Source organism: Streptomyces ficellus (assembly GCF_009739905.1).
GTDB lineage: Bacteria > Actinomycetota > Actinomycetes > Streptomycetales > Streptomycetaceae > Streptomyces > Streptomyces ficellus_A.
Genome location: NZ_CP034279.1, coordinates 1973754 through 1999114 on the forward strand (window position 1 = coordinate 1973754; position 25361 = coordinate 1999114).

24 protein-coding genes and 5 tRNA genes are annotated in these 25361 nt (G+C 71.1%); 11 read left to right on the forward strand and 18 right to left on the reverse strand.

Annotation, left to right across the window (positions count from 1 at the left end; all coding sequences use genetic code 11):
- Positions 1 to 19: 19 nt before the first annotated feature.
- Positions 20 to 823 carry a bifunctional hydroxymethylpyrimidine kinase/phosphomethylpyrimidine kinase gene (thiD, locus tag EIZ62_RS08475; RefSeq protein WP_156696287.1) on the reverse strand — a complete coding sequence of 268 codons (804 nt, stop codon included), beginning with the start codon at positions 821 to 823 and terminating at the stop codon, positions 20 to 22.
- Positions 824 to 834: 11 nt separating this feature from the next.
- Positions 835 to 1797 (reverse strand): thiamine-phosphate kinase, encoded by a 963-nt coding sequence (locus tag EIZ62_RS08480; protein WP_156692097.1) that lies wholly within the window; start codon positions 1795 to 1797, stop codon positions 835 to 837.
- Positions 1798 to 2009: 212 nt separating this feature from the next.
- Here EIZ62_RS08480 and EIZ62_RS08485 point away from each other — a divergent pair, with 212 nt between their 5' ends.
- A complete protein-coding gene (locus EIZ62_RS08485) occupies positions 2010 to 2243 on the forward strand; it encodes an Lrp/AsnC family transcriptional regulator (RefSeq protein ID WP_028802415.1) in 234 nt (77 codons plus the stop codon).
- Between the two features lie 20 nt (positions 2244 to 2263).
- On the forward strand, positions 2264 to 2749 hold the full coding sequence (locus EIZ62_RS08490; protein WP_156692098.1) for a DUF3515 domain-containing protein: 486 nt from the start codon (positions 2264 to 2266) through the stop codon (positions 2747 to 2749).
- Between the two features lie 38 nt (positions 2750 to 2787).
- Here EIZ62_RS08490 and EIZ62_RS08495 read toward each other — a convergent pair whose 3' ends face one another.
- The 3 genes from EIZ62_RS08495 to EIZ62_RS08505 form a co-directional block, all read right to left on the reverse strand.
- Positions 2788 to 3936, reverse strand: a complete 1149-nt coding sequence (locus tag EIZ62_RS08495; RefSeq protein WP_156692099.1) for a D-alanine--D-alanine ligase family protein — start codon at positions 3934 to 3936, stop codon at positions 2788 to 2790.
- Positions 3937 to 3999: 63 nt separating this feature from the next.
- Positions 4000 to 5037: an NAD(P)H-dependent glycerol-3-phosphate dehydrogenase gene (locus EIZ62_RS08500; RefSeq protein WP_156692100.1), complete on the reverse strand. Its 1038-nt coding sequence runs from the start codon at positions 5035 to 5037 to the stop codon at positions 4000 to 4002.
- Positions 5034 to 5786, reverse strand: coding sequence for a lysophospholipid acyltransferase family protein (locus EIZ62_RS08505; RefSeq protein ID WP_156692101.1), 753 nt, complete (start codon positions 5784 to 5786; stop codon positions 5034 to 5036). The genes EIZ62_RS08500 and EIZ62_RS08505 overlap by 4 nt, the downstream gene beginning before the upstream one ends.
- A gap of 164 nt (positions 5787 to 5950) precedes the next feature.
- Here EIZ62_RS08505 and cofC point away from each other — a divergent pair, with 164 nt between their 5' ends.
- Both cofC and EIZ62_RS08515 read left to right on the forward strand, forming a co-directional pair.
- The gene (gene cofC / locus EIZ62_RS08510) at positions 5951 to 6661 is read left to right on the forward strand and encodes a 2-phospho-L-lactate guanylyltransferase (RefSeq protein WP_156692102.1); all 711 of its coding nucleotides are present in this window, start codon (positions 5951 to 5953) and stop codon (positions 6659 to 6661) included.
- A gap of 10 nt (positions 6662 to 6671) precedes the next feature.
- A complete protein-coding gene (locus EIZ62_RS08515; protein ID WP_156692103.1) occupies positions 6672 to 6875 on the forward strand; it encodes a hypothetical protein in 204 nt (67 codons plus the stop codon).
- Between the two features lie 72 nt (positions 6876 to 6947).
- On the opposite strand, the gene EIZ62_RS08520 is transcribed toward EIZ62_RS08515, so the two are convergent.
- The 4 genes from EIZ62_RS08520 to leuC all read right to left on the reverse strand — a co-directional run bounded on the left by EIZ62_RS08520 (position 6948) and on the right by leuC (position 10401).
- On the reverse strand, positions 6948 to 7619 hold the full coding sequence (locus EIZ62_RS08520) for an HU family DNA-binding protein (RefSeq protein ID WP_156692104.1): 672 nt from the start codon (positions 7617 to 7619) through the stop codon (positions 6948 to 6950).
- A 140-nt stretch (positions 7620 to 7759) separates the two neighbouring features.
- The gene (locus EIZ62_RS08525; protein ID WP_156692105.1) at positions 7760 to 7987 is read right to left on the reverse strand and encodes an SCO5555 family protein; all 228 of its coding nucleotides are present in this window, start codon (positions 7985 to 7987) and stop codon (positions 7760 to 7762) included.
- Positions 7988 to 8376: 389 nt separating this feature from the next.
- The gene (leuD, locus tag EIZ62_RS08530) at positions 8377 to 8970 is read right to left on the reverse strand and encodes a 3-isopropylmalate dehydratase small subunit (RefSeq protein ID WP_156692106.1); all 594 of its coding nucleotides are present in this window, start codon (positions 8968 to 8970) and stop codon (positions 8377 to 8379) included.
- Between the two features lie 6 nt (positions 8971 to 8976).
- On the reverse strand, positions 8977 to 10401 hold the full coding sequence (gene leuC, locus EIZ62_RS08535) for a 3-isopropylmalate dehydratase large subunit (protein WP_156692107.1): 1425 nt from the start codon (positions 10399 to 10401) through the stop codon (positions 8977 to 8979).
- Positions 10402 to 10589: 188 nt separating this feature from the next.
- Between leuC and ndgR the strand changes: the two genes are divergently transcribed.
- Entirely contained in the window at positions 10590 to 11306 is a 717-nt protein-coding gene (ndgR, locus tag EIZ62_RS08540; RefSeq protein ID WP_017947593.1) for an IclR family transcriptional regulator NdgR, read from the forward strand.
- Between the two features lie 135 nt (positions 11307 to 11441).
- Here the strand turns inward: ndgR and EIZ62_RS08545 are convergent.
- The 9 genes from EIZ62_RS08545 to EIZ62_RS08585 all read right to left on the reverse strand — a co-directional run bounded on the left by EIZ62_RS08545 (position 11442) and on the right by EIZ62_RS08585 (position 15369).
- Positions 11442 to 11514, reverse strand: a tRNA-Glu gene (locus tag EIZ62_RS08545).
- Between the two features lie 18 nt (positions 11515 to 11532).
- Positions 11533 to 11604 (reverse strand) — tRNA-Gln (locus EIZ62_RS08550).
- An 18-nt stretch (positions 11605 to 11622) separates the two neighbouring features.
- Positions 11623 to 11698: transfer RNA gene (locus EIZ62_RS08555), tRNA-Glu, on the reverse strand.
- A 60-nt stretch (positions 11699 to 11758) separates the two neighbouring features.
- Positions 11759 to 11831: transfer RNA gene (locus EIZ62_RS08560), tRNA-Glu, on the reverse strand.
- Between the two features lie 39 nt (positions 11832 to 11870).
- Positions 11871 to 11942 (reverse strand) — tRNA-Gln (locus EIZ62_RS08565).
- Between the two features lie 89 nt (positions 11943 to 12031).
- On the reverse strand, positions 12032 to 12751 hold the full coding sequence (locus EIZ62_RS08570; RefSeq protein WP_156692108.1) for an HAD family hydrolase: 720 nt from the start codon (positions 12749 to 12751) through the stop codon (positions 12032 to 12034).
- 102 nt (positions 12752 to 12853) lie between these two features.
- Positions 12854 to 14326 carry a glutamate--tRNA ligase gene (gene gltX, locus EIZ62_RS08575; protein WP_156692109.1) on the reverse strand — a complete coding sequence of 491 codons (1473 nt, stop codon included), beginning with the start codon at positions 14324 to 14326 and terminating at the stop codon, positions 12854 to 12856.
- Complete coding sequence (locus tag EIZ62_RS08580; RefSeq protein WP_156692110.1) at positions 14319 to 15107, reverse strand: fumarylacetoacetate hydrolase family protein; 789 nt, start codon at positions 15105 to 15107, stop codon at positions 14319 to 14321. The genes gltX and EIZ62_RS08580 overlap by 8 nt, the downstream gene beginning before the upstream one ends.
- A 79-nt stretch (positions 15108 to 15186) precedes the next feature.
- The gene (locus tag EIZ62_RS08585) at positions 15187 to 15369 is read right to left on the reverse strand and encodes a hypothetical protein (protein WP_156692111.1); all 183 of its coding nucleotides are present in this window, start codon (positions 15367 to 15369) and stop codon (positions 15187 to 15189) included.
- A gap of 589 nt (positions 15370 to 15958) precedes the next feature.
- On the opposite strand from EIZ62_RS08585, the gene EIZ62_RS08590 reads away from it, so the two are divergent.
- From EIZ62_RS08590 to EIZ62_RS08615, 6 genes are all read left to right on the forward strand, one after another.
- On the forward strand, positions 15959 to 19756 hold the full coding sequence (locus tag EIZ62_RS08590; RefSeq protein ID WP_156692112.1) for a sensor histidine kinase: 3798 nt from the start codon (positions 15959 to 15961) through the stop codon (positions 19754 to 19756).
- A gap of 9 nt (positions 19757 to 19765) precedes the next feature.
- On the forward strand, positions 19766 to 20179 hold the full coding sequence (locus EIZ62_RS08595) for a roadblock/LC7 domain-containing protein (RefSeq protein ID WP_126888449.1): 414 nt from the start codon (positions 19766 to 19768) through the stop codon (positions 20177 to 20179).
- A 121-nt stretch (positions 20180 to 20300) separates the two neighbouring features.
- The gene (locus tag EIZ62_RS08600) at positions 20301 to 20708 is read left to right on the forward strand and encodes a DUF742 domain-containing protein (protein WP_064070345.1); all 408 of its coding nucleotides are present in this window, start codon (positions 20301 to 20303) and stop codon (positions 20706 to 20708) included.
- Positions 20689 to 21276: a GTP-binding protein gene (locus EIZ62_RS08605; RefSeq protein WP_156692113.1), complete on the forward strand. Its 588-nt coding sequence runs from the start codon at positions 20689 to 20691 to the stop codon at positions 21274 to 21276. The genes EIZ62_RS08600 and EIZ62_RS08605 overlap by 20 nt, the downstream gene beginning before the upstream one ends.
- Positions 21277 to 21618: 342 nt before the next feature.
- The gene (locus EIZ62_RS08610; RefSeq protein WP_156692114.1) at positions 21619 to 24876 is read left to right on the forward strand and encodes a sensor histidine kinase; all 3258 of its coding nucleotides are present in this window, start codon (positions 21619 to 21621) and stop codon (positions 24874 to 24876) included.
- A gap of 10 nt (positions 24877 to 24886) precedes the next feature.
- The gene (locus EIZ62_RS08615; protein ID WP_006127847.1) at positions 24887 to 25300 is read left to right on the forward strand and encodes a roadblock/LC7 domain-containing protein; all 414 of its coding nucleotides are present in this window, start codon (positions 24887 to 24889) and stop codon (positions 25298 to 25300) included.
- Positions 25301 to 25361 lie beyond the last annotated feature (61 nt).

A 25361-nucleotide genomic window follows, 5' to 3' on the forward strand; every position in this document is an offset into this window, starting at 1 on the left:
GCCCCGTCCGCCCCGTCCGCTAGCGGAGGCGCCAGCCGTGGTCCACGGGGCCGATCCCGCCGCCCAGGGAGAAGCCGGCCGCGATCGCGCCCGTGACGTACTCCTTGGCCTGCCGTACCGCGTCCGGCACCGTCAGGCCCTTGCCGAGGCCCGCCGCGACCGCGGAGGCGAGCGTGCAGCCCGTCCCGTGGGTGTGCCGGTTGTCGTGCCGGGGGGCGCGCAGCCAGTGCTCCTCGGTGCCGTCGGTGAGGAGGTCCACCGCGTCCCCGGCGAGGTGTCCGCCCTTGATGAGCGCCCAGCGCGGCCCGTACTCCAGGACGGCGGCGGCGGCCCGGCGCAGGTCCGCCTCGGTCTCGACGGTCACGCCGGTGAGCTGGGCCACCTCGTCGAGGTTGGGCGTCGCCACGGTGGCGACCGGCAGCAGCCGCTCGCGTACGGAGTCGAGCGCGGAGGCGGCCAGCAGCGGGTCGCCGTGCTTGGACACCCCGACGGGGTCGACGACCACGGGCGCGTCCGTCCCGGCGAGCAGCTCCGCGACGGTCTCCACCAGCGCCGCCGACGCCAGCATGCCGGTCTTCACGGCCTGTACGCCGATGTCGTCGACGACGCTGCGGTACTGGGCCCGTACCGCCTCGACGGGCAGTTCCCAGGCGCCCTGGACGCCCAGCGAGTTCTGCGCGGTGACGGCGGTGATCACGCTCATGCCGTGCACGCCGAGGGCGAGCATGGTCTTCAGGTCGGCCTGGACGCCGGCGCCGCCGCCGGAGTCGGACCCGGCGACGGTCAGGACGTTCGGCAGAACCTCCGGGAGGACGTCCGGCAGCGCCTGGTGGCTCACTCGCCCTCCCCGAAGTGGTCCCAGCCGCCCGTGGAGTGCCAGGGCGCGCCGTCGACGGTCACCTGGGGCAGGGCGGAGGGGTTGAGGACCTCGCCGATGACCTTCCAGCGGGCGGGCAGTTTCACGTCGGGCGGGAAGGTGGCGACGATCGCGTGGTCCTCGCCGCCGGTGAGGACCCACTGCATGGGGTCGACGCCGACGGCCTGGCCGATGTCGTTCATCTGGGTGGGGATGTCGATGAGGCCGGAACGCAGGTCGATGCGGACCTTGCTGGCCTCGGCGATGTGCCCGAGGTCGGCGATGAGGCCGTCGCTGACGTCGCACATGGCGGTGGCGCCGAGTCCGGCGGCGGCGGGGCCCGCGTGGTAGGGCGGCTCGGGCCTGCGGTGGGCCTCGACGAACGCGCGGGGCGAGCGGAAGCCGCGGGAGAGGACGGCGTATCCGGCGGCCGACCAGCCGAGCCAGCCGGTGTAGGCGACGACGTCGCCGGGCTGGGCCCCGCCCCGGGTGACCGGTTCGTGGTTGCGGAGGTCACCGAGGGCGGTGATGGAGACGGTGATGGTGTCGCCGCGTACGACGTCTCCGCCGACGACGGCGGCGCCGGCGACCTGGCACTCGTCGCGCAGCCCGTCCATCAGCTCGGTGGGCCAGGTGACCGGGAGTTCGGCGGGGACGACCAGGCCGAGCAGCAGCGCGGTCGGTACGGCGCCCATGGCGGCGATGTCCGCGAGGTTCTGCGCGGCGGCCTTGCGGCCGACGTCGTAGGCGGTGGACCAGTCGCGGCGGAAGTGCCGTCCTTCGAGCAGGATGTCCGTGCTGGCGACCACGCGCCGGTCGGGTGCGGCCACGACCGCGGCGTCGTCGCCGGGCCCGATCCGTACCGCCGGGGTGGAGGTGAGCCGGGAAGTGAGCTCCCTGATCAGCCCGAACTCCCCCAACTCGCCGACAGTGCCCTTCATCGCTGTGCCCCTTCTGCCCCAGTGCGGTTGCGGTCGCGACCCGTCACTGCTGTAGGTACCGTCAAGTAGACCGTCAACACCGTCAACTCGGTGCTTCGTGCGGCGGCCTCGCGCGCCACCGGCCGCGCGGGTCTCCCCGCTGCCCGCGGCGACGCGGTACCGTGGCGTCCCTTTCTTCTCCACAAGATCCTCGTGGCCGCCCTGGAGGTTCCGTGGTACAGGCGTACATCCTTATTCAGACCGAGGTGGGCAAGGCGTCGACGGTCGCCGAGACCATCTCCAAGATCCCGGGGGTGATCCAGGCCGAGGACGTCACGGGTCCGTACGACGTGATCGTGCGCGCCCAGGCCGACACGGTCGACGAGCTGGGCCGCATGGTGGTCGCCAAGGTCCAGCAAGTGGACGGGATCACACGGACCCTGACCTGCCCCGTCGTTCACCTGTAGCCCCCGTCTACCCTGAGCCGGTGACGTCTTCGCACCGGCTTCGCCGCCTGCCCGCCCTGCCCGTCGTGGCCGCCGCCGTCCTGCTGGCGGCCGCGGGCTGTTCCTCGACGGACGCGACGGCGTCCGTCCCGGTTCCCAGCCCGCCGTCGGCAGAGGCCGCGCTGTGCGGCGCACTGCACGAGGAGCTTCCGGAGACCGTCGCGGGACTCGGCCGGAGCGATCCGGAGCCGGGTTCCGATCTGACCGCCGGGTGGGGCGACGGGGCGATCGTACTGCGCTGCGGCGTGCCCCGGCCCCCCGCGATGAGCGACGAGGAGGCGCTGGGCGCGGAGGTGGACGGTGTGGGCTGGCTGACGGAGCCGCGGGAGGGCGACGGCCCGCGTTTCACCTCCACGTCACGCAAGGCGTACGTGGAGGTGTCGCTGGACGAGCGGTTCGCGCACGACGCCTCCCCGCTGACGGACCTGGCGCCCGCCGTGAAGAAGGCCGTCCCCCCGAGCCTGTAGCCCCGCCGGGCCCGTTGCCCCCTCGGACCCGGCGCGGGTCAGCGCAGGCCGGTCGGGCGGCGCAGGGCGGCCTGGATCAGCAGGTCGACGAGGGCCGGGTAGCTGACGCCGCTCTCCTGCCACATGCGCGGGTACATGGAGATCGGGGTGAAGCCCGGCAGCGTGTTGATCTCGTTGATGACGAACTCGCCCTCGTCGGTGAGGAAGAAGTCCGCGCGCACCAGGCCCTCGCAGGACGCCGCCTCGAACGCGGCGACGGCGAGCCGCTGCACCTCGGCGGTCTGCTCCGGGGTGATCGGGGCGGGGACGACGCCGGAGGCGGAGTCGATGTACTTGGCCTCGAAGTCGTAGAAGTCGTGGTCGGTGACGGGCGGGATCCAGGCGGGTACGGACGCCTTGGGGCCGTCCGGGAACTCCAGTACGCCGCACTCGATCTCGCGGCCGGTGAGCAGCGACTCGACGATGACCTTGGGGTCGTGGCGCCGGGCCTCCTCGATCGCGTCCTCCAGTCCGGAGAGGTCGTCGACCTTGGTGATGCCCATCGAGGAGCCGCCGCGGGCGGGCTTCACGAACAGCGGCCAGCCGTGCTCGGCGGCGAAGCCGACGATCTTCTCGCGGGCGGCGGAGGGATCCTGCTCCCACTCGCGGGGGCGGATGACCTCGTAGGGTCCGACGGGCAGCCCGAAGGAGACGAAGACGCGCTTCATGTACTCCTTGTCCTGGCCGACGGCGGAGGAGAGCACTCCGGCGCCCACGTAGGGCACTCCGGCGAGCTCCAGGAGGCCCTGGAGGGTGCCGTCCTCACCGTAGGGGCCGTGCAGCACCGGGAAGACGACGTCGACGTCGCCCAGGACCTTCGGTACGGCGCCGGGCTCGCTGTAGACGACCTCACGGCTGCCGGGGTCGACGGACAGGACGACGCTGCCCTCGTCGGACTCGGTCAGGTCGGCGACGGTCGGCAGCGTGCGGTCGGCGATCGCCATCCGCTCCGGGTCGTCGGCGGTCAGCGCCCAGCGGCCGTCGGTGGTGATGCCGATGGGGAGCACGTCGTACGCGTCCCGGTCGATGGCGCGCAGGACGGCACCGGCCGTGACGACGGAGATGGCGTGCTCGGAGCTGCGGCCGCCGAAGACGACGGCCACGCGCGGCTTGCGCCCTGTGCTGGTGGGGAGGTTCTCGCTGCTCATATCGCGATGAGCGTACCTGTTCCCTCCGGTTGCGTCAGCGACCGAGCGGTCGTCTGTTCGGTGTCAGCGCCGCTCGGGCTTGGCGGCGCGTGACATCAGCTCCTTGAGCGCCACCATCGGCGGCTTGCCCTCGTGGACGATGCCGACGACGGTCTCCGTGATGGGCATGTCGACGTCGTGGCGGCGGGCCAGATCGAGCACCGACTCGCAGGACTTGACGCCTTCGGCGGTCTGCCTGGTGACGGCGATCGTCTCCTGGAGGGTCATGCCCCTGCCGAGGTTGGTGCCGAAGGTGTGGTTGCGGGAGAGCGGCGAGGAGCAGGTGGCGACCAGGTCTCCGAGGCCGGCGAGGCCGGAGAACGTCAGCGGGTCGGCGCCCATCGCCAGCCCGAGGCGGGTGGTTTCGGCCAGGCCGCGGGTGATGAGGGAGCCCTTGGCGTTGTCGCCGAGGCCCATGCCGTCCGCGATGCCGACGGCCAGCCCGATGACGTTCTTCACCGCGCCGCCCAGTTCGCAGCCGACGACGTCGGTGTTGGTGTACGGGCGGAAGTACGGGGTGTGGCAGGCGGCCTGGAGGCGCCGGGCGACGGTCTCGTCGCGGCAGGCGACGACGGCCGCGGCGGGCATGCGGGCGACGATCTCCTTGGCGAGGTTGGGCCCGGTGACCACGGCGACACGCTCCCCGGGCACCTCGGCGACCTCCTGGATCACCTCGCTCATCCGCTTGGCGGTGCCCAGTTCGACGCCCTTCATCAGGGAGACGAGGACGGTGCCCGGGGCGAGCTCGGGCGCCCATGCGGCGAGGTTGCCGCGGAGGGTCTGGGAGGGGATGGCGAGGACGGTGAAGTCGGCGTCGTGCGCGGCTTCCGCCGGGTCGGTGGTGGCGCGCACGGACTCGGGGAGCCGGGTGTCCGGGAAGTAGTCGGGATTGACCCGGGTGGTGTTGATGGCGTCGGCGAGCTCCTGGCGGCGGCTCCAGAGGGTCACCTCGCAGCCCGCGTCGGCGAGCACCATGCCGAAGGCCGTGCCCCAGGATCCGGTGCCGAATACGGCTGCCTTGACGGGGCGGCCCGCCGGGGCTGCCGTGTCGGGGCGTGTCACTTCGCTTCCTCCCCTGCGGCCCTGCGCCGCTGTTCGAGGCGGGCCTTGCGGTGGTCGTACGGCGCGGCGGGGGCCTTCTCGCCCCTGACCTCCTCCAGGAGGGAGGTGATCGCGGCCATGATGGCCTCGGTCGCCTCGCGCAGCACCTCGGGCGTGGGTTCCCTGTCGTAGAACCGGCTGAGGTCGACGGGCGGGCCGGCCTGCACGACGAGGGTCTTGCGGGGGAAGAGGCGGAGCTTGTCCTGCTTGGCGTACGGCGGCATCGCCAAGTTGGCGCCCCACTGGGCGACCGGGATGACGGGCGCCTTGGTGAGCAGGGCGACGCGGGCCGCGCCGGTCTTGCCCGCCATGGGCCACATGTCGGGGTCGCGGGTGAGGGTGCCCTCGGGGTAGAAGGCGACGCATTCGCCCCGCTCGATGGCGGCGACGGCGGCGCGGAAGGCGTCCAGCGCGTTGGTCGTCTCCCGGTAGACGGGGATCTGTCCGGTGTTGGTCAGCATCATGCCGACGAACGAGCTCTTGAACAGGGCGGCTTTCGCCAGGAAGCGCGGAACCCGTCCGGTGTTGTACTGGTAGTGCGCGTACGACAGCGGGTCGAGGTACGAGTTGTGGTTGACCGCGGTGATGAATCCGCCGTCGGCCGGAATGTGTTCCATTCCCCGCCAGTCCCGCTTGAACAGAACCACCAGCGGTGGTTTTGCGATGACCGCCGCCAGGCGGTACCAGAAGCCGATTCTGCGGCGGGACACTCGGACACCTTCCTCTGGGACTGGCCGGCCGGGGGTCAAGTGTCGCCCCAGGCCCCTGGTCTGTCGAGAACACCGTACGCCCCGCCCCGGACACCGCGGCCCCGGGTCACGCCGGTGCCGCGCCACAATGGGGCCCGGCAGGCGCGGCCCGCCGTACCGGGGGCGTGCCGCCGGAGCGTGGCCGCCGCACGGAAGGAGAGCCCGCCACGAACGCCGACCCGACCGGCTCCTGGTCCCTGGTGGTCCCGCTGAAGCCGCTCGCCCGGGCCAAGAGCAGGCTCGCCGGTGCCGTCGGCGCCCTGGCGCGTCCGCGGCTGGCGCTGGCGTTCGCGCAGGACACGGTGGCGGCGGCGCTGGCCTGCCCGGCGGTGCGGGATGTGTCGGTCGTCACGGACGATCCGGTGGCGGCGCTGACGCTCGGAGCGCTCGGAGCGCGGATCGTGCCGGACGTTCCGGGCGCCGGTCTCAACGCGGCGATGGCCCACGGCGCGGAAGCGGTACGCGCGCGGCGCCCCGGTGCACCGGTGGCGACCCTGAACGCGGATCTCCCGGCGCTGCGGCCGGCGGAACTCACGCGGGTGCTGGCCGTCGCGTCGGAATTCCGGCGGGCTTTTCTCGCGGACGCCGCCGATATCGGCACGACATTGCTCTCGGCCGGTCCGGGAACGGAATTGCGTCCGGCTTTCGGCGGGGCGTCCCGGCGTCGGCATTTGTTGTCGGGGGCGGTGGAAATCCGGCTGGCCGACGTGCCTTCCGTGCGCCGGGACGTGGACACGGGTGACGATCTGCGGGCCGCGCTGGAGCTGGGGGTGGGTCCGCGTACGGCCGAGCGGTGGGCGGCGGACGTCCGTACGGCGAACGGGGCGGCCGGATAAGCTGCCGTCCATGCAGGCGACCGCGTACACGTACGACCCCGAATCCCGCAGCGGGAGTGTGCTGCTCGACGACGGCACCCCGGTGGACTTCTCCGCCGAGGCGTTCGACGCGGGCGGGCTGCGGCTGCTGCGGCCGGGGCAGCGGGTGCGCATCGAGACGGAGGGGCGGGGCGACGCCCTGCGGATCACGCTGGTGACGCTGCAGACGTTCTGACGCACCGCGGGCCGGGCTCCCTCTCGGGGGAGCCCGGCCCGGCGCGTGAGTGGCCCTGGGGCCTCGTGCCGCTTACTTGCTGCGCGAGGCGGTCTTCTTGGCGGTGGTCTTGCGCGCCGTGGTCTTCTTGGCGGGCGCCTTCTTGGCCGTGGTCTTCTTGGCCGGCGCGGTCTTCTTCGCCGTGGTCTTCTTGGCGGCGGTGGTGGTGGCCTTCTTGGCCGGGGTGGCCTTCTTGGCGGTGGTCTTCTTGGCCGTGGCGGTGGTCTTCTTCGCCGTGGTCTTCTTGGCGGCCGCCGTGGTCTTCTTCGCCGGGGTGGCCTTCTTGGCCGTGGCCTTCTTCGCCGCGGCGGCGGTGGTCTTCTTGGCGGCGGCCTTCTTGCCGGCGGCCTTGGCGATGGTGGCCGGCGGGCCCGAAAGGCTGCCCTTGGGGGCCTTCTTGACGGCGACCTCTCCACCCTTGGGGAGCTTCTTCGAGCCGCTGACCAGGTCCTTGAAGCCCTGACCGGCACGGAAGCGCGGAACGGAGGTCTTCTTGACCCGTACCCGCTCACCCGTCTGCGGGTTGCGGGCGTAGCGGGCCGGACGGTCGACCTTCTCGAAAGATCCGAAGCCGGTGACCGAGACCCGGTCACCACCGACCACGGCACGGACGATCGCGTCGAGTACCGCGTCGACAGCATCGGCGGCCTGCTGGCGGCCGCCCATCTTGTCGGCAATCGCTTCTACGAGCTGCGCCTTGTTCACGTCTTCCCCTTCGGAGACATTGCCGGAACGAAAGTGTTCAAGCTTTTCGCACGTTAGGCAGATATATACCGCAAATCAAACACGAAACGGGCTAATCACCCTAGTGCCGCAACGAAGTCGGCCGCCGCGGAGTTCGAGTGTCAGTCCCCTTCAGGGAATCGGCCCTCGTCGAGGTCCTTCATCAACCGGTCCAGCCGCCTTGCGGCGCGTGCGAGATCGTGCTTCGCCACGGCCGTGATGGCCAGCAGCTTCCGGGACAGCGCCATCCTTACGCCCTCCGGGACTTGCAGTGAGCGCACTCGGGCGTGCGCTTCTTTCAGTCGGACTGCGACGGCCTGATAGAGCTCGAGTTGGCTGTCGCGTTCCATGCACCGATTGTGCCATCTGGGGCGAGTTGTCGCCTCCGTAGGGGGCAACTGGCCTGCCGGAGCAGGGTTTCACGGCCGGCGGCCGCCTCCGCCCACCGACCGGCCCCTACCCCGCAATTCCCCCTGTATGTACGGCAGTTGCGCCGATCCGGAGCCCGTCCGGGGAGGCTCGGGAGGGGGTGCGGAGAGGCGTCGGGGATGTCAGCCGGATGGCCCCTCGGGCCTCCCCCGGGACGGCGGGCAAGGGCACTTTCGGCCATCGTCCCGACGGTTCGCGCGGCGGAGTTGGGCACCCCTCGGCGGCCGGACGGCGGGCGCACACGACGGTGCCCCCGGCCGGGGATCGGCCGGGGGCACCGGAGGGTGGAACGGGGAGGGTCCGCCAGGTGTCAGACCTGGAGGGTGCGGGGCTTGTACGCCGGGCGCTTCGCCTCGTACGCGGCGATGTCCGCCTCGCTCTGGAGCGTGATGCTGATGTCGTCCAGGCCGTTCAGCAGCCGCCAGCGGGCGTTCTCGTCGAGCTCGAAGGCGGCGGTGATGCCCTCGGCGCGCACCTCGCGCGCCTCGAGGTCCACCGTGATCTCCGCCTGCGGGTCCGCCTCGGTCAGCGCCCACAGGGCGTCCACGACGTCCTGGTCGAGAACGACGGTGAGCAGGCCGTTCTTCAGCGAGTTGCCACGGAAGATGTCGGCGAAGCGGGAGGAGATGACGGCCTTGAAACCGTAGTTCTGCAGCGCCCAGACGGCGTGCTCGCGCGAGGAGCCGGTGCCGAAGTCGGGGCCGGCGACCAGGACCGTGGCGCCCTGCCGCTCGGGACGATTGAGGACGAACTCGGGGTCCTTGCGCCAGGCCTCGAACAGCCCGTCCTCGAAGCCGTCGCGGGTGACCTTCTTCAGCCAGTGCGCCGGGATGATCTGGTCGGTGTCGACGTTGCTGCGGCGCAGCGGGACGGCCCGGCCGGTGTGGGTGGTGAAAGCTTCCATGATTGCTCAGACTCCGGCGGTCGCGGGGGCTTCGGACAGGTCGGCGGGCGAGGCCAGGTGGCCCAGCACCGCGGTGGCGGCGGCGACCTGCGGCGACACCAGGTGGGTGCGGCCGCCCTTGCCCTGCCTGCCCTCGAAGTTGCGGTTCGAGGTGGACGCGGAACGCTCGCCCGGCGCGAGTTGGTCGGGGTTCATGCCCAGGCACATCGAGCAGCCCGCGTGCCGCCATTCGGCCCCGGCCTCCTTGAAGACCTTGTCCAAACCCTCCTCGACGGCCTGGAGGGCGACCCGGACCGAGCCGGGGACGACCAGCATCCGTACGCCGTCGGCGACTTTGCGGCCGTCCAGGATGCCGGCGGCGGAGCGCAGGTCCTCGATGCGCCCGTTGGTGCAGGAGCCTACGAAGACGGTGTCGACCCTGATGTCGCGCAGCGGCTGCCCGGCGGTCAACCCCATGTACTTCAGGGCGTTTTCGGCGGCCAGGCGCTCCGAAGCGTCTTCGTACGAAGCCGGGTCGGGGACGGACGCGGAAAGCGGTGCGCCCTGGCCGGGGTTGGTGCCCCAGGTGACGAAGGGGGCCAGCTCGGAGGCGTTGATGACGACCTCGGCGTCGAAGACCGCGTCGTCGTCGGTCCGCAGGGTCTTCCAGTACGCGACGGCCGCGTCCCAGTCCTCGCCCTCGGGCGCGTGGTCGCGGCCCTTGAGGTAGGCGAAGGTGGTCTCGTCCGGGGCGATCATGCCCGCGCGGGCGCCGGCCTCGATCGACATGTTGCAGATGGTCATGCGGGCTTCCATCGACAGTTTCTCGATGGCCGCGCCGCGGTACTCCAGGACGTATCCCTGGCCGCCGCCGGTGCCGATCCTCGCGATGATCGCCAGGATGAGGTCCTTGGCGGTGACGTCCTCGGGCAGCTCGCCGTCGACGGTGATGGCCATGGTCCTGGGGCGGGCCATGGGCAGCGTCTGGGTGGCCAGGACGTGCTCGACCTGGGAGGTGCCGATGCCGAAGGCGAGCGCGCCGAAAGCGCCGTGCGTGGAGGTGTGCGAGTCGCCGCAGACCACGGTGGTGCCCGGCTGGGTCAGGCCCAGCTGCGGTCCCACGACGTGGACGACGCCCTGCTCGACGTCGCCCAGCGGGTGCAGGCGGACACCGAACTCGGCGCAGTTCTTCCGCAGCGTCTCCAGCTGCGCCCGGGACACCGGGTCGGCGATGGGCTTGTCGATGTCGAGGGTGGGGGTGTTGTGGTCCTCGGTCGCGATGGTGAGGTCGAGCCGCCGCACCTGGCGGCCGCTCTTGCGCAGGCCGTCGAAGGCCTGGGGGCTGGTCACCTCGTGCAGCAGGTGCAGATCGATGAAGAGCAGGTCGGGCTCGCCTTCGGCGCGCCGGACGACGTGGTCGTCCCAGACCTTCTCCGCGAGAGTCCTACCCATCGCTTTCCCTCCGGCCGACGTGGTGTGCCGGCTCCTCTAGAGATCTGTGGGCCCACGCCCGTAATCCCACGTTTCACGTGCTGGACGTCGACATCGGACCCGGTGGTCGTCGGTCCGTACGTACAGGGTGGCAAGTTCCTGGAGAAATTGAACTTGCGTTTCACAGAGTGAGACGTGAGTATCGTTGCATGGACAACTCTAGCGGCGTCGGCGTTCTCGACAAGGCAGCTCTGGTATTGAGCGCCCTGGAGTCCGGTCCGGCCACCCTCGCCGGGCTGGTCGCGGCGACAGGGCTCGCACGACCCACGGCACATCGCCTTGCCGTGGCACTGGAACACCACCGGATGGTGGCGAGGGACATGCAGGGCCGGTTCATCCTGGGCCCGCGGCTGGCGGAGCTCGCCGCCGCGGCCGGTGAGGACCGCCTGCTGGCCACGGCGGGACCGGTACTGACACATCTGCGTGACGTGACCGGGGAGAGCGCGCAGCTCTACCGGCGCCAGGGCGACATGCGCATCTGCGTCGCCGCGGCGGAGCGGCTGTCCGGTCTGCGGGACACCGTGCCGGTCGGCTCCACGCTCACCATGAAGGCCGGCTCGTCGGCCCAGATCCTGATGGCCTGGGAGGAGCCGGAGCGGCTGCACCGGGGCCTCCAGGGCGCCCGCTTCACGGCGACGGCCCTGTCGGGCGTACGGCGCCGTGGCTGGGCCCAGTCGATCGGTGAGCGCGAGCCGGGCGTGGCGTCGGTCTCGGCGCCCGTGCGGGGCCCCTCGAACCGCGTGGTGGCCGCCGTGTCGGTGTCGGGGCCGATCGAGCGCCTGACCCGCCACCCGGGCCGGATGCACGCCCAGGCGGTCATCGATGCCGCCGCCCGCCTGTCGGACGCGCTGCGCCGCTCCGGCTGACCCTCCGTACCTGCTGCCGACTCCCGGCCCACCGCTTCAACGCCGCAGTGGTGGGCCGGAGTTGTTCCTTCTCGCTCTTCCCCTGGCGTACACGCGAAGAAGCCCTCCCCTGCTGGGGAGGGCTTCCTCTGTGCGTACCCCCGACCGGATTCGAACCGGCGCTACCGCCTTGAGAGGGCGGCGTGCTAGGCCGCTACACAACGGGGGCGAGATCAGTGAAGATCCGCTGGCCTACCAGGACTCGAACCTAGACTAACTGAACCAGAATCAGTCGTGCTGCCAATTACACCATAGGCCACTGGTGGTTTAGACCAGTTGGTACCCCCGACCGGATTCGAACCGGCGCTACCGCCTTGAGAGGGCGGCGTGCTAGGCCGCTACACAACGGGGGCCCTAGCGATCCTGCATCGAGATCATGGGTGCGACCCAGACGATCTCGCGGGAAGGATCTGTACCCCCGACCGGATTCGAACCGGCGCTACCGCCTTGAGAGGGCGGCGTGCTAGGCCGCTACACAACGGGGGCTTTGCGGATGCCATCCGCGATGCAGATAAGCTCTGCGAGCTGGCCTACCAGGACTCGAACCTAGACTAACTGAACCAGAATCAGTCGTGCTGCCAATTACACCATAGGCCACCAAAACGCAACCCCCGGTGGGGATTTTGTTCGGGTTACGCTTCCGGGTCCCGGCCTTTCGGCTCGCTTCCCTCGGCGCAGGAAGAACATTACCCGAAGGAGTCCGGGGCTCCAAAACGGGTATCGCCGCGCAGCAGGCCGGGGAGCTGGTCGAGGCCCGTGATCGTCGTCAGCTCGGGCCTCCCGCCCGTCCCGCGCCGGTCCAGCCAGATGCCGGTGAGCCCCGCCTCGACGGCGCCCCGGGCGTCGATGTCCGGGTGGTCACCGACGTACGCCACGTCCGCCGGGCGCAGCCGGAGGGCGTCACAGGCCGCGTGGAAGGCCGCCGGGTCGGGCTTGGCCACGCCCAGCTCGGCGGCGCAGAGCAGCACCTCGAACCGGTCCCGCACACCGAGCACGCGCAGCTTGCGCTCCTGGTTGTGGACGGAGGAGTTCGACAGGGCGGCGTGCCGGTAGTCGGCGGCCAGCAGCTCCAGGGCGGGCAGGGTGTCGGGGAACAGCTCCCAGGCGGCCTCGTAGTGCCGCAGGTACCGCTGGAACCAGGCGTCCGCCTCCGTGTCGGTCAGGGCCGCCCCCAGGAAGTCGCGCACCCGGTCCCGCCGCTGCTCCTCGAAGCCGACGCCCCCGGCCTCGAAGCGCCGCCAGTGGAGGGTGGTGAGCTCCTTCCAGCGCGTGAGGGCGTGGTCGACCGACGCGTACCCGTCGGCCAGCCCCTCGGCCCGCAGGTGGCGCCGCATCCCGGCGCGGTCGGCGCTCGCGTAGTCGAAGATCGTGTCGTCGATGTCCCAGAGGACGGCGCGGATCGGCATGGGGCGACGGTACCGCCGGGATGCTGTCCGCGCCGTCCACCGGGGAACGCCGGAGGGGGCGGCCACCGGAAGATCCGGTGGCCGCCCCCTTCCGGGCTCGGCTTACGCGGTGAGCTTGGCCAGCGCGGCGTCGATGCGGGCGAGCGTGCGGTCCTTGCCGAGGATCTCCAGGGACTCGAAGAGCGGCAGGCCGACCGTGCGGCCGGTGACGGCGACGCGGACGGGGGCCTGGGCCTTGCCGAGCTTGAGGCCGTGCTCCTCGCCGGCGGCGAGGACGGCGTTCTTCAGCGACTCGGGGCTGGTCCAGTCCGCGTCCTCCAGCTTGGCGCGGGCCGTGCGCAGCAGGGCGTCGGAGCCCTCCTTCATGGCCTTCTGCCAGGACGCCTCGTCCTCGGCCGGCTCCTGGAGGAACAGGAAGTCGACGTTGGCCGTGATGTCGGACAGGACGGTCAGGCGGGTCTGGGCGTGCGGGGCGATGGCCTCCCAGGCGGCCTGGTCGAAGTCCTCCGGCGCCCAGGGGGCGTGCGGGGCGCGCAGCCAGGGCTCGCAGGCGGCGGTGAACGCCTTCACGTCCAGCATGCGGATGTGGTCGGCGTTGATCGCCTCGGCCTTCTTGAGGTCGAAGCGGGCCGGGTTGGCGTTGACGTCCGCGATGTCGAACGCGGCGACCATCTCGGGGACGGTGAACACGTCCTGGTCGGCGGAGAAGGACCAGCCGAGGAGGGAGAGGTAGTTGAGCAGGCCCTCGGGGAGGAAGCCGCGCTCCCGGTAGAGGTTCAGGGAGGCCTGCGGGTCACGCTTGGAGAGCTTCTTGTTGCCCTCGCCCATGACGTACGGCAGGTGGCCGAAGGCCGGGATGTCCTTGGCGACGCCGAGCTCGATCAGCGCCTTGTAGAGGGCGATCTGGCGCGGGGTGGAGGAGAGCAGGTCCTCGCCGCGCAGGACGTGGGTGATCTCCATCAGCGCGTCGTCGACGGGGTTGACGAGCGTGTAGAGCGGGGCGCCGTTGGCGCGGACGATGCCGTAGTCCGGGACGTTGTCCGGGGTGAAGGTGAGCTCGCCCCGGACGAGGTCGGTGAAGGTGATCGGCTCGTCGGGCATCCGGAAGCGGACGATGGAGTCCCGGCCCTCGGCCTCGTACGCCGCCTTCTGCTCGTCGGTGAGGTCGCGGCACGTGCCGTCGTAGCCGGACGGCTTGCCGGCGGCGCGGGCGGCCTCGCGGCGCTCGTCGAGCTCGGTGGCGGTGCAGTAGCAGCGGTACGCGTAACCGCCGGCGAGCAGCTTGTCGGCGACGTCCCGGTAGATGTCCATGCGCTGCGACTGGCGGTACGGGGCGTGGGGGCCGCCGGTCTCGGGGCCCTCGTCCCAGTCGAGGCCGAGCCAGCGCAGCGAGTCGAGGAGCTGCTGGTAGGACTCCTCCGAGTCGCGGGCCGCGTCGGTGTCCTCGATGCGGAAGACCATGGTGCCCTGGTTGTGCCGGGCGAAGGCCCAGTTGAACAGGGCGGTGCGGACCAGGCCCACGTGGGGGTTGCCGGTCGGCGAGGGACAGAAACGTACGCGGATCGCGTTAGCCACGCTTGATCACCTTGTTGGTGAGAGTGCCGATGCCTTCGATGGTGACGGCGACCTCGTCGCCGACGTTGAGCGGTCCGACTCCGGCCGGGGTGCCCGTGAGGATGACGTCGCCCGGGAGCAGCGTCATGGCCTCGGTGATGTGGACGACCAGGTCCTCGACGGAGCGGACCATGTCGCTCGTGCGGCCCAGCTGGCGCTGTTCCCCGTTGACGGTGCACTGGATGGTGACGTCGGAGGGGTCGAGGTCGGTCTCGACCCAGGGGCCCAGCGGGCAGGCGGTGTCGAAGCCCTTGGCGCGGGCCCACTGCTTCTCGCGCTGCTGGACGTCGCGCGCGGTGACGTCGTTGGCGCAGGTGTAGCCGAAAACGACGTCCTTGACGCGCTCGCGCGGGACCTCGCGGCACATGCGGCCGATCACGACGGCGAGCTCCGCCTCGTGGTGGAGCTCGTTCGAGAAGGAGGGGTACTCGATCGCGTCGCCCGGGCCGATCACCGAGGTGGTGGGCTTGAAGAAGGCGACGGGGACGTCCGGGACGTCGTGGCCGAGCTCCGCGGCGTGCTCCGCGTAGTTGCGGCCGATGGCCACGACCTTGTTGGGCAGGACGGGGGGCAGCAGCCTGACCTTGCTCAGCGGGACCTTGGTGCCGCTGAGTTCGAAGTCGCCGTACGGAATACCCTTGATGATGTCGAGGACGAGACCGTCCTTCTCGCCGGGGGCGCTGTCGCCCTCGACCGCGCCGAAGGCGACGTTGCCGTCGATGGAGAACCTGGCGATGCGCACGGGATGCGGCGCCCCTAACTTCCGCTGGCTGGAGTCTGACGCTCCAGGCTAACGCGGGAGGGGCGCGCCGCCCGCCGTGTCAGCGGGTGGCCGGCGCCGGGGCGTCCATCAGGGTCGTGCGCCGGGGGTTGGCGGTGCTGGCGGGGAGGTCCACCGAGTGCTCCAGCCGCACGCCCTGGTCCAGCTCGCCGGCGTCGGCCAGGTGCATCAGGGTGGTGCGGCGGGGGTTGGCGATGCTGCGGATGGTCATCGTCGTCTTCATCGGTGGTGTACGACCTCGTGGTGCGGGCGCCGCCGGGGGCGCCTAGGTTGACAGAGCTTTCACTGTGTAAAGCGTCAGGCTAAACATGGGATTCCCCGCGATTGATGGTAGATGACAACGATCTATATGTGAGTTTGCTCACGCCTACGGTGACGATTCGGGCATAGCGGGCGGCCGAACTGGGTGGATCAAACGGACATTGCGGCCCTGAATGCGCCATTCCGCTGCTGATCATCGCGACTGGGACACCCACCACCCCCGACGACCTCACCAGCGACTCGTCTGCGAACGTCCGATTCCTCCCTGATCGGCTTCTACGGCCGGTGACTCGCCACTCACGCCCCGTCACCCCGACTGGGGGGCAACCCGTCGGCCTTGTTGGAGATCCGGCACTGTGCTGGAATTCCACGCACCGCCGCGGATTCCAGACCGGCGCGCTGGGGCGCAACACAGCGCCGAGCGGCGGTGAGGAAGGGGGATCTGCGCCGGTCACTCACGACCACCACTGGGGCGCGCTCGCGCTCCACGACGCCGACACCGTCCTGTCCGTTCGCGCGGCGGGACGCCTGGTCCAGAGGTTGCGACGCTAGTGCAGGGACGTTTCAAGAGGGATGGCAACGGGTCTCCCCAGGCCCGCCAGGGCCGAGGGGAAGCTGCGGCGGAGCAGGAGCCGCGCGGCGGGACCGACCGCGGCTCCTCCACCCAGCACACCCAGAACCCGGGACCGGCGGCAGCCGCCGGTGACAGTGGCGACCGTTCGGGACGTCCGGGCGCCGGACAGGGCGGCGGCGACGCCACGCCCCCGGCCGGGAAGTCCAGGACGATGAGGGGCGCCAGGGGCGCCAAGGGCGCGAAGGCGGCGGCGGCCACGCCGACCGTGAAGGGCCCGACCGACGCCGGTTCGCGAATAGCCCTGCGCAACTGGCGCATCAGCACGCGACTGGTCTCCCTGCTCGCCCTCCCCGTGGTCGCCGCGACCACCCTGGGCGGCATCCGTATCAACGAGTCCATGAACGACATGGAGCAGCTGGATCACATGCAGCTGCTGACCAAGCTGACCCAGGAGGCGACCAACCTCGCCCAGGCGCTCCAGGAGGAGCGCGACCTGACGGCCGGTCCTCTGTCCAATGGCATCCCCCCCAGCCACATCAAGATCACCGAGCAGCAGAAGGAGGCGGACCGCGCACGCGACGCCTTCATCGACGCCACCAACGACATCGGTGACACCCAGGGCGACGAGGCCCTGCAGAGCATCCGCAACAACGTCAGCCAGATCGCCAACCAGGTGGTGCGGCTCGGCAGCATCCGCAACGGCGCCTACAAGGGCGACTCCCAGGACTTCCAGACGGTCGAGCGCTACAACCGTCTGATCAACTCGCTGCTGAGCCTGTCCCAGGACATGGCCCAGGCGACCAGCAACCCGGAGATGATCAAGCGGACCCGCGCGCTGGCCGCGTTCTCGTCCGCCAAGGAGTACGCCTCCATCCAGCGCGCGGTCATCGCGGCGGCCCTGCCGGCCACCAACAAGGAAACCCGCACGATGGACCCGAACGACCGCGAGTACGGCGCGGCCGCCCGGGAGAACGAGGAGCAGGCCCTCTCCTCGTTCGAGGCGATCTACGCCTCCCTCGGCGGCGACCCGGCGGAGCTGCTGGCGCCCCTCGGTCCGAACAACCCCTCCATCGCCCAGGCCGACGCCTACGCGGACGCGGTGCTCCGCACCGACGAGGGCCTGAAGCAGCAGGAACCGCGCAACCACCTCGACTGGACCGACGCCTCCGCGCCCAAGATGCAGGTGATGGACACCATCGAGGCGTCCCTGCTGGGCGACATGGACAGCACCGCCCGTGAACTGCGCCAGGAGGAGCAGCGCGACGCCATCATCAACGGTGCGCTGATCCTGCTCGTCCTCGGTGTGTCCCTGGTCGGCGCCTTCGTGGTGGCCCGCTCCATGATCCGGTCGCTGCGGCGGCTCCAGGACACGGCGACCAAGGTCGCCCAGGAGCGGCTGCCCGAGCTGGTCAAGCAGCTGTCCGAGGCCGACCCGCAGGACGTGGACACCTCCGTGGAGTCGGTGGGTGTGCACTCCCGGGACGAGATCGGCCAGGTGGCCGCGGCCTTCGACGACGTGCACCGCGAGGCGGTCCGCCTCGCCGCCGAGCAGGCCCTGCTCCGGGGCAACGTCAACGCGATGTTCACCAACCTCTCGCGCCGGTCCCAGGGCCTCATCCAGCGCCAGCTGTCGCTGATCTCCGAGCTGGAGTCGCGCGAGGCCGACCCGGACCAGCTGTCCTCGCTGTTCAAGCTGGACCACCTCGCCACGCGTATGCGCCGTAACGGTGAGAACCTGCTCGTCCTCGCGGGCGAGGAGCCGGGACGCCGGTGGACCCGGCCCGTCCCGCTCGTCGACGTGCTCCGTGCCGCCGCCTCCGAGGTGGAGCAGTACGAGCGCATCGAGCTGGCCTCCGTCCCGGCGACCGAGGTCGCGGGCCGCGTCGTCAACGACCTCGTGCACCTGCTCGCCGAGCTGCTGGAGAACGCCACGTCGTTCTCCTCGCCGCAGACGAAGGTCCGGGTCACCGGTCACGCGCTGCCCGACGGGCGGGTGCTCGTCGAGATCCACGACACCGGTATCGGTCTGTCGCCCGAGGACCTCGCCGCGATCAACGAGCGGCTCGCGTCGCCGCCCACCGTGGACGTGTCGGTCTCCCGGCGCATGGGTCTGTTCGTGGTCGGCCGCCTGTCCCTGCGGCACGGCATCCGCATCCAGCTGCGTCCCTCCGACTCGGGCGGCACGACCGCGCTGGTCATGCTCCCGGTGGACGTCGCCCAGGGCGGCAAGAAGCTTCCCGGCAAGCCCGGCCCGGGCGGCCAGGGCGCCGCGCCGCAGGGTCCGTCCGGCCCCGGCGGCCGGCTGACCGGCGGTCCCGGCGCGGCCGGTGGCGGACGCCCGGGCCTGCCCGGCGGCTCCGGCGCTCCCGGCGGTGCTCCCGCGGGACGCCAGGGCCTGGCCGCCGGCGCGGGTGCCGGCGGTGCCCGTGGCCAGGTCGGCGCCGGCTCCGGGTCCCGCCCGGCGCTCCCCGGCCAGAACAACGCCCCCGCACGGCAGGGCGGCCCGCAGGGCGGCCAGCCGGGTGCGCCCCAGGGTGGTTCGGGCCGTCACGGCCAGAACCAGGGCGGCCAGGGTCAGGGTCTCGGCCAGGGCGGTCTGGGCCAGGGCGGTCCGGCGGGCCGGCCCCAGCAGCCGCAGCAGCCGCAGGACCCGCAGCGCCAGGGCGCCGGTGTCGCGGGTGCCTTCGGCGGTGGCGACCGCGGTACGGGTGACAACGGCATCCCGACCCGCTCCGACGTCTGGCAGAGCGGCCCCGCCGAGCGCGACGGCCGCCCCGGCCAGCAGCAGTTGCCGCCCTCCGGCGGTCCCCGCGCCGAGCTTCCGGGCGCCCCGCAGCAGCGCCGGCCGCGCCCGCAGCAGCCCGGTCAGCCGCCGCGGCAGCAGCCGCAGGACCCGCAGCGTCAGCAGGCGCCGGCCCAGCCGCAGCAGCCCGTCCAGCCGCAGCGCCCCCAGCGCCCCCAGACCACCAGCTGGGGCGCCGACGTGCCGCGCGGCCACGACGAACCGGAGACGACCGGGCAGTACGCCCGCCCGTCGGCGGACCCCCTCGGCCACCAGGACCCCGCGTCCACGGCCCAGTTCGCCCGCCCGGACCACAACGCCGGCCGCCCGCAGCCCGAGGCACTGCCTCCCGCGCCGGGCGCCGGGGACGGCCGTACGCCGCTGTACGACACGCTGGAGACCAACTGGTTCCACCAGAACGGTCAGGCCCAGCAGCCGCAGCAGCCGCACCAGCAGCAGCCCCGGCCCGAGCAGGGCGGCACCGGCCCGTACCCGGCCCACGACCAGACCGCGCCGCTCCCGGCCGTCTCGCCGCAGCCCGCGCAGCCGTCCCGTCCCGCGCCGTCGCGCCCCGCACCGTCGCTGCCTCCGCGCCGCGACGGCCAGGGCACCGGCCAGGGGCAGGGTCAGGCGCAGGGCCAGGCGCAGGGCGCCGGCCCGAACGCCGGTACGGGCACCGACCCGGCCGCCACGACCGGTTCGTGGCGCACCTCCCCCAACGACGAGCTGGTGCGCCAGGCCGAGCGGGTCCGCAAGCCCGCCGCCGGTGGCGTCACCACCTCCGGCCTGCCCCGCCGGGTCCCGCGTGCCAACCTGGTACCGGGAACCGCGCAGGAGTCGGCCCACCAGTCCGGTCCGCAGGTCTCGCGTGCGCCTGATGACGTACGCGGCCGCCTGACCAACCTCCGCCGCGGCATCCAGCAGGGGCGTCAGGCAGGCAGCTCCACCACGGGCAGTTTCCACACCGGCCCCACTCACCAGCAGGAGCGTTAGTTGAGACCGATGAGCCAGGCGGCCCAGAACCTGAATTGGCTGATCACCAACTTCGTGGACAACACCCCCGGGGTGTCGCACACGGTGGTGGTTTCCGCCGACGGGCTTCTGCTGGCGATGTCCGAAGGCTTTCCCCGCGACCGCGCCGACCAGCTCGCGGCCGTGGCGTCCGGACTCACCTCGCTGACCGCGGGGGCGTCCCGGATCTTCGAGGGCGGCTCCGTCGCCCAGACCGTGGTGGAGATGGAGCGCGGCTTCCTCTTCCTGATGTCCATCTCGGACGGTTCCTCCCTGGCCGTACTCGCGCACCCGGACGCGGACATCGGCCTCGTCGGGTACGAGATGGCACTGCTCGTCGACCGTGCGGGCAGTGTCCTCACCCCGGACCTGCGAGCGGAATTGCAGGGCAGTTTGCTCCACTGAGGCGGGTACGCCCCATTCGCACCTCCCCTCACGTCTTGTTCATCGTCGGCCGCCCCCTCCGGCCCCCCACCGGCCCAGTCAGACGACAGGCAGACCACCTGCTGTCACTGGAGGATTCCTCATGACCCCGCCCCCCGCCTCTCACGATCCGTACGGCGTCCCCACGGACGCCGGGTACGGTGTTGAAGGCGACCAGCCGCTGGTCCGGCCTTATGCCATGACCGGCGGCCGGACCCGGCCGCGCTACCAGCTCGCCATAGAAGCGCTGGTCAGCACCACGGCCGACCCGGCCCACCTGGGAAGCCTGCTTCCCGAGCACCAGCGGATCTGCCACCTGTGCCGTGAGGTGAAGTCGGTGGCGGAGGTGTCGGCGCTCCTGTCGATGCCGCTGGGCGTCGCCCGGATCCTCGTCGCCGACCTGGCGGAGGCGGGCATGGTGGCGATCCACCAGCCGGGCAATGGAGAGGCCGGCGGAACGCCGGACGTGACGCTGCTCGAAAGGGTTCTCAGTGGACTTCGCAAGCTCTAGCGGCGGTTCGGGGAGCGGGCGCTCGACCACCTCCGCCAAGATCGTGGTGGCGGGCGGATTCGGCGTGGGCAAGACCACGTTCGTCGGCGCCGTCTCCGAGATCAACCCGCTGCGCACCGAGGCCGTCATGACGTCCGCCTCCGCGGGCATCGACGACCTCACGCACACCGGTGACAAGAAGACCACCACGGTCGCCATGGACTTCGGCCGTATCACCCTGGACCAGGACCTGATCCTGTACCTGTTCGGTACGCCCGGTCAGGACCGCTTCTGGTTCATGTGGGACGACCTGGTCCGCGGCGCGATCGGCGCCGTCGTGCTCGTCGACACGAGAAGGCTCGCCGACTGCTTCCCGGCGGTGGATTACTTCGAGAACAGCGGTCTGCCTTTCGTGATCGCGCTGAACGGTTTCGAGGGACACCAGCCGTACACGCCGGACGAGGTCCGCGAGGCCCTTCAGATCGGCCCCGACACCCCGATCATCACCACCGACGCCCGCCACCGCGCGGACGCCAAGAGCGCGCTGATCACGCTGGTGGAACACGCTCTGATGGCCCGGCTCAAGTAGTCGTCGGCATACGGCAGTTGTTGTAGAAGCAAACAGGGACCGAGTGTGTCTTTTGACACGGTCGGCCTGGGTGTTCATAACGTTTCGACAGAGAATTGCGGGGCGTCGGACACGAGACGCATCCGTATGGTGCCACTGTGCGCACATGAGCCCCGCCTTTTGGCGGGGCTCGCTCTTTATGCCCGTTTTATCTGAGGTCTGTACCACTGGTAACGATCCGGTCGAGGGGTTTGGAACGCGGCCGCATTACGTGCTGCAATGCGACGAACTCCCGAGTAGTACGGCCCTGAAACAGAAAAAACGGCACGACGTAGGTGCCGGCGCCGAGAGGTTGTTGGTCGAGTGAGGCGAAGCACGAAAAGCGCCGCAGAGCAGCAGGCGCGGGGCAACTTCACCCCGCCCGCACGCACAGTGGCGCCGCCTGCCGATACGCCCGGAACCCCATCCGCCTCCGGCGGCAAGGGCGGTACGGGCAGCTCCAGCAAGCTGTCCCCGCGCAACTGGCGCGTGGCCACCCGCCTGAACGCCATCCTCCTCATACCCGTGCTCGTCGGGCTCGTCATGGGCGGCTTCCAGGTGAAGACGGCCATCGACACCTGGCGCGAGGCGCAGGACGCCGAGAAGACGGCGCTCCTCGTGCGCGCCGCCTCGGAGTACGGCCAGGCGCTGCTCAACGAGCGCGACCTCACCGCCGATCCGCTGCTCAAGGCGAAGAGCCAGGCCGACCGGGAGTCCGACGAGGTCACCAAGCACTACGCCGCGACCGACGCCGCGAAGAAGAAGTTCGACGAGGCGGCGGCGGACCTGCCCGAGGGCCAGGGCCTGGAGCGCCGGCTCCAGCTGTTCCGGGCCGCGGAGCCGGGCATCGAGGAGACCCGCGACAATGCCTACACCAGGGCCCAGGACCCGCTGGGCACCCAGGACGGGTACGTCAAGGTCCAGCACTACCTGATGGAGTTCGCCAACGAGCTCGGGCTCGGCACCGGCAACGTCACCTCCTACGGTCGCATGGTCTACGCCGTTCAGCTCGCCCAGGCGGCCCAGTCCCTCCAGCGCTCGATCGGCACGCACATGCTGGTCCGGCCGAGCCAGGACGAGGCGGTCTTCGCCGAGCAGTCCAAGGCCTTCAACTCGTACAACTACCTCGAGCAGATCGCGCTCAGCGAGTTCCTGTCCGCCGGTAGCCAGGAGGACCTGGACAACCTGACGGCGGTCATGCAGCGCCGTGCCGCCGAGGGCGACAAGAGGCTCCAGGCCGCCGGCATCACCCTGCCGAAGGAGAAGGGCTCCGTCCTCACGCCGATGGCGCGGGAGATCGGGACCGCCGAGGACCCGGACGCGCTCAAGGAGCTCAAGGCCAAGGGCATCTCCGTCGACACCTGGCTCCCGGCCTCCTCGTCCAAGTACGACGGCTACGGCGAGGTCAGCAGCGAGCTCGTGGACAAGGCGGTCGCCGAGGCCGCCGAGATCTCCAGCGACGCCAAGACCGACGCCATCATCAACGGCGCCATCGTCGTCGTCGCCCTGCTCGCCGCGTTCATCCTGGCCGGGATGATGGCCCGGCAGATGAGCACCTCGATGAGCCGTCTGCGCAGCGCCGCCTTCGGCATCGCCGAGCAGCGCCTGCCGATGCTGGTCGACCAGCTCTCCCGTACCGACCCGGGCCGCGTCGACACCCGCGTACAGCCCATCCCGATCGACTCCCAGGACGAGATCGGCGAGGTCGCCCGCGCGTTCGACCAGGTGCACCGCGAGGCCGTCCGGCTCGCCGCCGAGCAGGCCCTGCTGCGGGGCAACGTCAACGCGATCTTCACCAACCTGTCGCAGCGCAACCAGTCGCTGATCGAGGGGCAGCTGACCCTGATCACCGAGCTGGAGAACAACGAGGCGGACCCGGACCAGCTGGAGAACCTCTTCCGCCTGGACCACCTGGCCACCCGTATGCGCCGCAACGGCGAGAACCTCCTCATCCTCGCGGGCGAGGAGCCCGGCCGCCGCTGGAACCAGCCGGTGCCGCTGGTGGACGTGCTGCGCGCCGCCTCCTCCGAGGTGGAGCAGTACGAGCGCATCGAGCTCACCGGTGTCCCCGAGTCGGAGATCCACGGCCAGGCCGTGACCGACCTCGTGCACCTGCTGGCCGAGCTGCTGGAGAACGCCACCACGTTCTCCTCGCCGCAGACCAAGGTGCGCGTCACCGCGACCCGTCTCCCGGACGGCCGCGTGATGATCGAAATCCACGACAAGGGCATCGGCCTGACCGCCGAGGACTTCGCCGACATCAACCACAAGCTGGCCAACCCGCCGACCGTGGACGCCGCGATCTCGCAGCGCATGGGCCTGTTCGTGGTCGGCCGCCTGGCCGACCGGCACGGCATCCGCGTCCAGCTGCGCCCCTCGGGCGAGCAGGCCGGTACGACGTCGCTGGTCATGCTCCCGGACGCGATCACCCACGGTGGTGGTGGCGAGCCGGGCATGCAGGACGACTTCACGGTCTCGCAGATCATCCCGGAGCAGCAGGCGTTCGAGGCGGCGCCGATGCGGACGGCCGCGGAGCTCGGCTTCGACGACTCCCGGTACGAGCCGGCGCCGGGCGAGGGCAACACGCTGGACCCGGTGGGCCGCTCCCGGCTGCGCGAGGAGCGCCGTGCGGCGCTGGGCGCGCAGCTCCAGGGCGGCGAGGGCGAGCGGGCCCTGTTCCGCGACGAGGTGGCCGAGGAGCAGCAGGCCCCCGCGTACGAGCAGCAGGCGCCGGGCTACGAGCAGCAGGACCACCAGCGGGAGCAGTACGGCTACGAGCAGCAGCAGTACGAGCAGCAGGGCGCGTACGCGCAGGACGGCTACGACGGCTACCCGCAGCAGCAACAGCAGCAGGAGTACGGCGCGGGGACGGACTACGCGACGGGTGAGTACCCGGCGGGTGACTATGCCTCCGGCGAGTACCCCGAGCAGTCCTATGCGGAATCCGCGTTTCCGGCTCAGGAGACCCAGCAGCCGCAGTACGACAGCCAGTTCGACGACCGGTCCCACCAGGGCGACTGGTCCGAGCAGGGCTCGTACGAGGGCGGTTACGACTCCGGGTACGGGACGGAATCGGAATCTGCCCAGGGCGCTCCCGCGAACGGCCGCGAGCGCGTAGGCTTCTCCTCGGGCCCCACCGCGAGCAGCGGTCACGAGCTGACCGACGCAGGCCTGCCGCGCCGCGGCAGCCAGCAGCAGGCTCCGGCCCCGCAGCAGCAGGCTCCTCAGGCGGAGCGGACGCAGCCGGTCCAGCGGGTCTCGCAGAGCAAGGGCGAGGACAGCGGTTCCGAGGGCTGGCGCTCGACCAACGACGAGCGCTGGCAGCGGGCCGAGAAGCTCCGCGAGCCCAAGGCCGGCGGAGTCACTCCGTCCGGGCTCCCGCGGCGCGTTCCCAAGGCCAACCTGGTCGAGGGCACGGCGGAGCAGACCCCGCAGGGCGGCCCACAGGTCTCCCGCGCCCCTGAGGACGTGCGTGGCAGGTTGAGCAACCTGCGGCGCGGTGTCCAGCAGGGACGCAACGCGGGAACGGACACGAACGGATCGGGCCTCGGCCCGGGTAGTACCTACAACCAGGAGCGTTAGTGTGAGCCCGATGAGCCAGGCGGCGCAGAATCTGAACTGGTTGATCACCAACTTCGTGGACAACACCCCCGGGGTGTCCCACACGGTGGTGGTCTCCGCCGACGGACTCCTGCTGGCGATGTCCGAGGGTTTCCCCCGTGACCGTGCCGACCAGCTCGCGGCGGTGGCGTCGGGACTGACGTCGCTGACCGCGGGGGCGTCGCGGATCTTCGAGGGCGGCGCGGTCAACCAGACCGTGGTGGAGATGGAGCGCGGCTTCCTCTTCATCATGTCGATCTCGGACGGATCCTCGCTGGCCGTCCTCGCCCACCCGGACGCCGACATCGGTCTGGTCGGCTACGAGATGGCCCTCCTGGTGGACCGGGCGGGCAGTGTCCTCACCCCGGACCTGCGCGCCGAGCTCCAGGGAAGTCTTCTCAACTAGCAAACAGACCGTGCGTTTCTCGCCACCGCACCATAGGGTGCGGTGGCGCGGCTCCACAGGG

Bases quoted from the DNA above. Each gene is read 5' to 3' on its own strand.
- EIZ62_RS08480 (WP_156692097.1), bottom strand. From the start codon at position 1,797: ATGAAGGGCACTGTCGGCGAGTTGGGGGAGTTCGGGCTGATCAGGGAG.
- EIZ62_RS08495 (WP_156692099.1), bottom strand. From the start codon at position 3,936: ATGAGCAGCGAGAACCTCCCCACCAGCACAGGGCGCAAGCCGCGCGTG.
- EIZ62_RS08515 (WP_156692103.1), top strand. From the start codon at position 6,672: ATGCAGGCGACCGCGTACACGTACGACCCCGAATCCCGCAGCGGGAGT.
- EIZ62_RS08525 (WP_156692105.1), bottom strand. From the start codon at position 7,987: ATGGAACGCGACAGCCAACTCGAGCTCTATCAGGCCGTCGCAGTCCGA.
- leuD (WP_156692106.1), bottom strand. From the start codon at position 8,970: ATGGAAGCTTTCACCACCCACACCGGCCGGGCCGTCCCGCTGCGCCGC.
- leuC (WP_156692107.1), bottom strand. From the start codon at position 10,401: ATGGGTAGGACTCTCGCGGAGAAGGTCTGGGACGACCACGTCGTCCGG.
- ndgR (WP_017947593.1), top strand. From the start codon at position 10,590: ATGGACAACTCTAGCGGCGTCGGCGTTCTCGACAAGGCAGCTCTGGTA.
- EIZ62_RS08570 (WP_156692108.1), bottom strand. From the start codon at position 12,751: ATGCCGATCCGCGCCGTCCTCTGGGACATCGACGACACGATCTTCGAC.
- EIZ62_RS08585 (WP_156692111.1), bottom strand. From the start codon at position 15,369: ATGAAGACGACGATGACCATCCGCAGCATCGCCAACCCCCGCCGCACC.
- EIZ62_RS08595 (WP_126888449.1), top strand. From the start codon at position 19,766: ATGAGCCAGGCGGCCCAGAACCTGAATTGGCTGATCACCAACTTCGTG.
- EIZ62_RS08600 (WP_064070345.1), top strand. From the start codon at position 20,301: ATGACCCCGCCCCCCGCCTCTCACGATCCGTACGGCGTCCCCACGGAC.
- EIZ62_RS08615 (WP_006127847.1), top strand. From the start codon at position 24,887: ATGAGCCAGGCGGCGCAGAATCTGAACTGGTTGATCACCAACTTCGTG.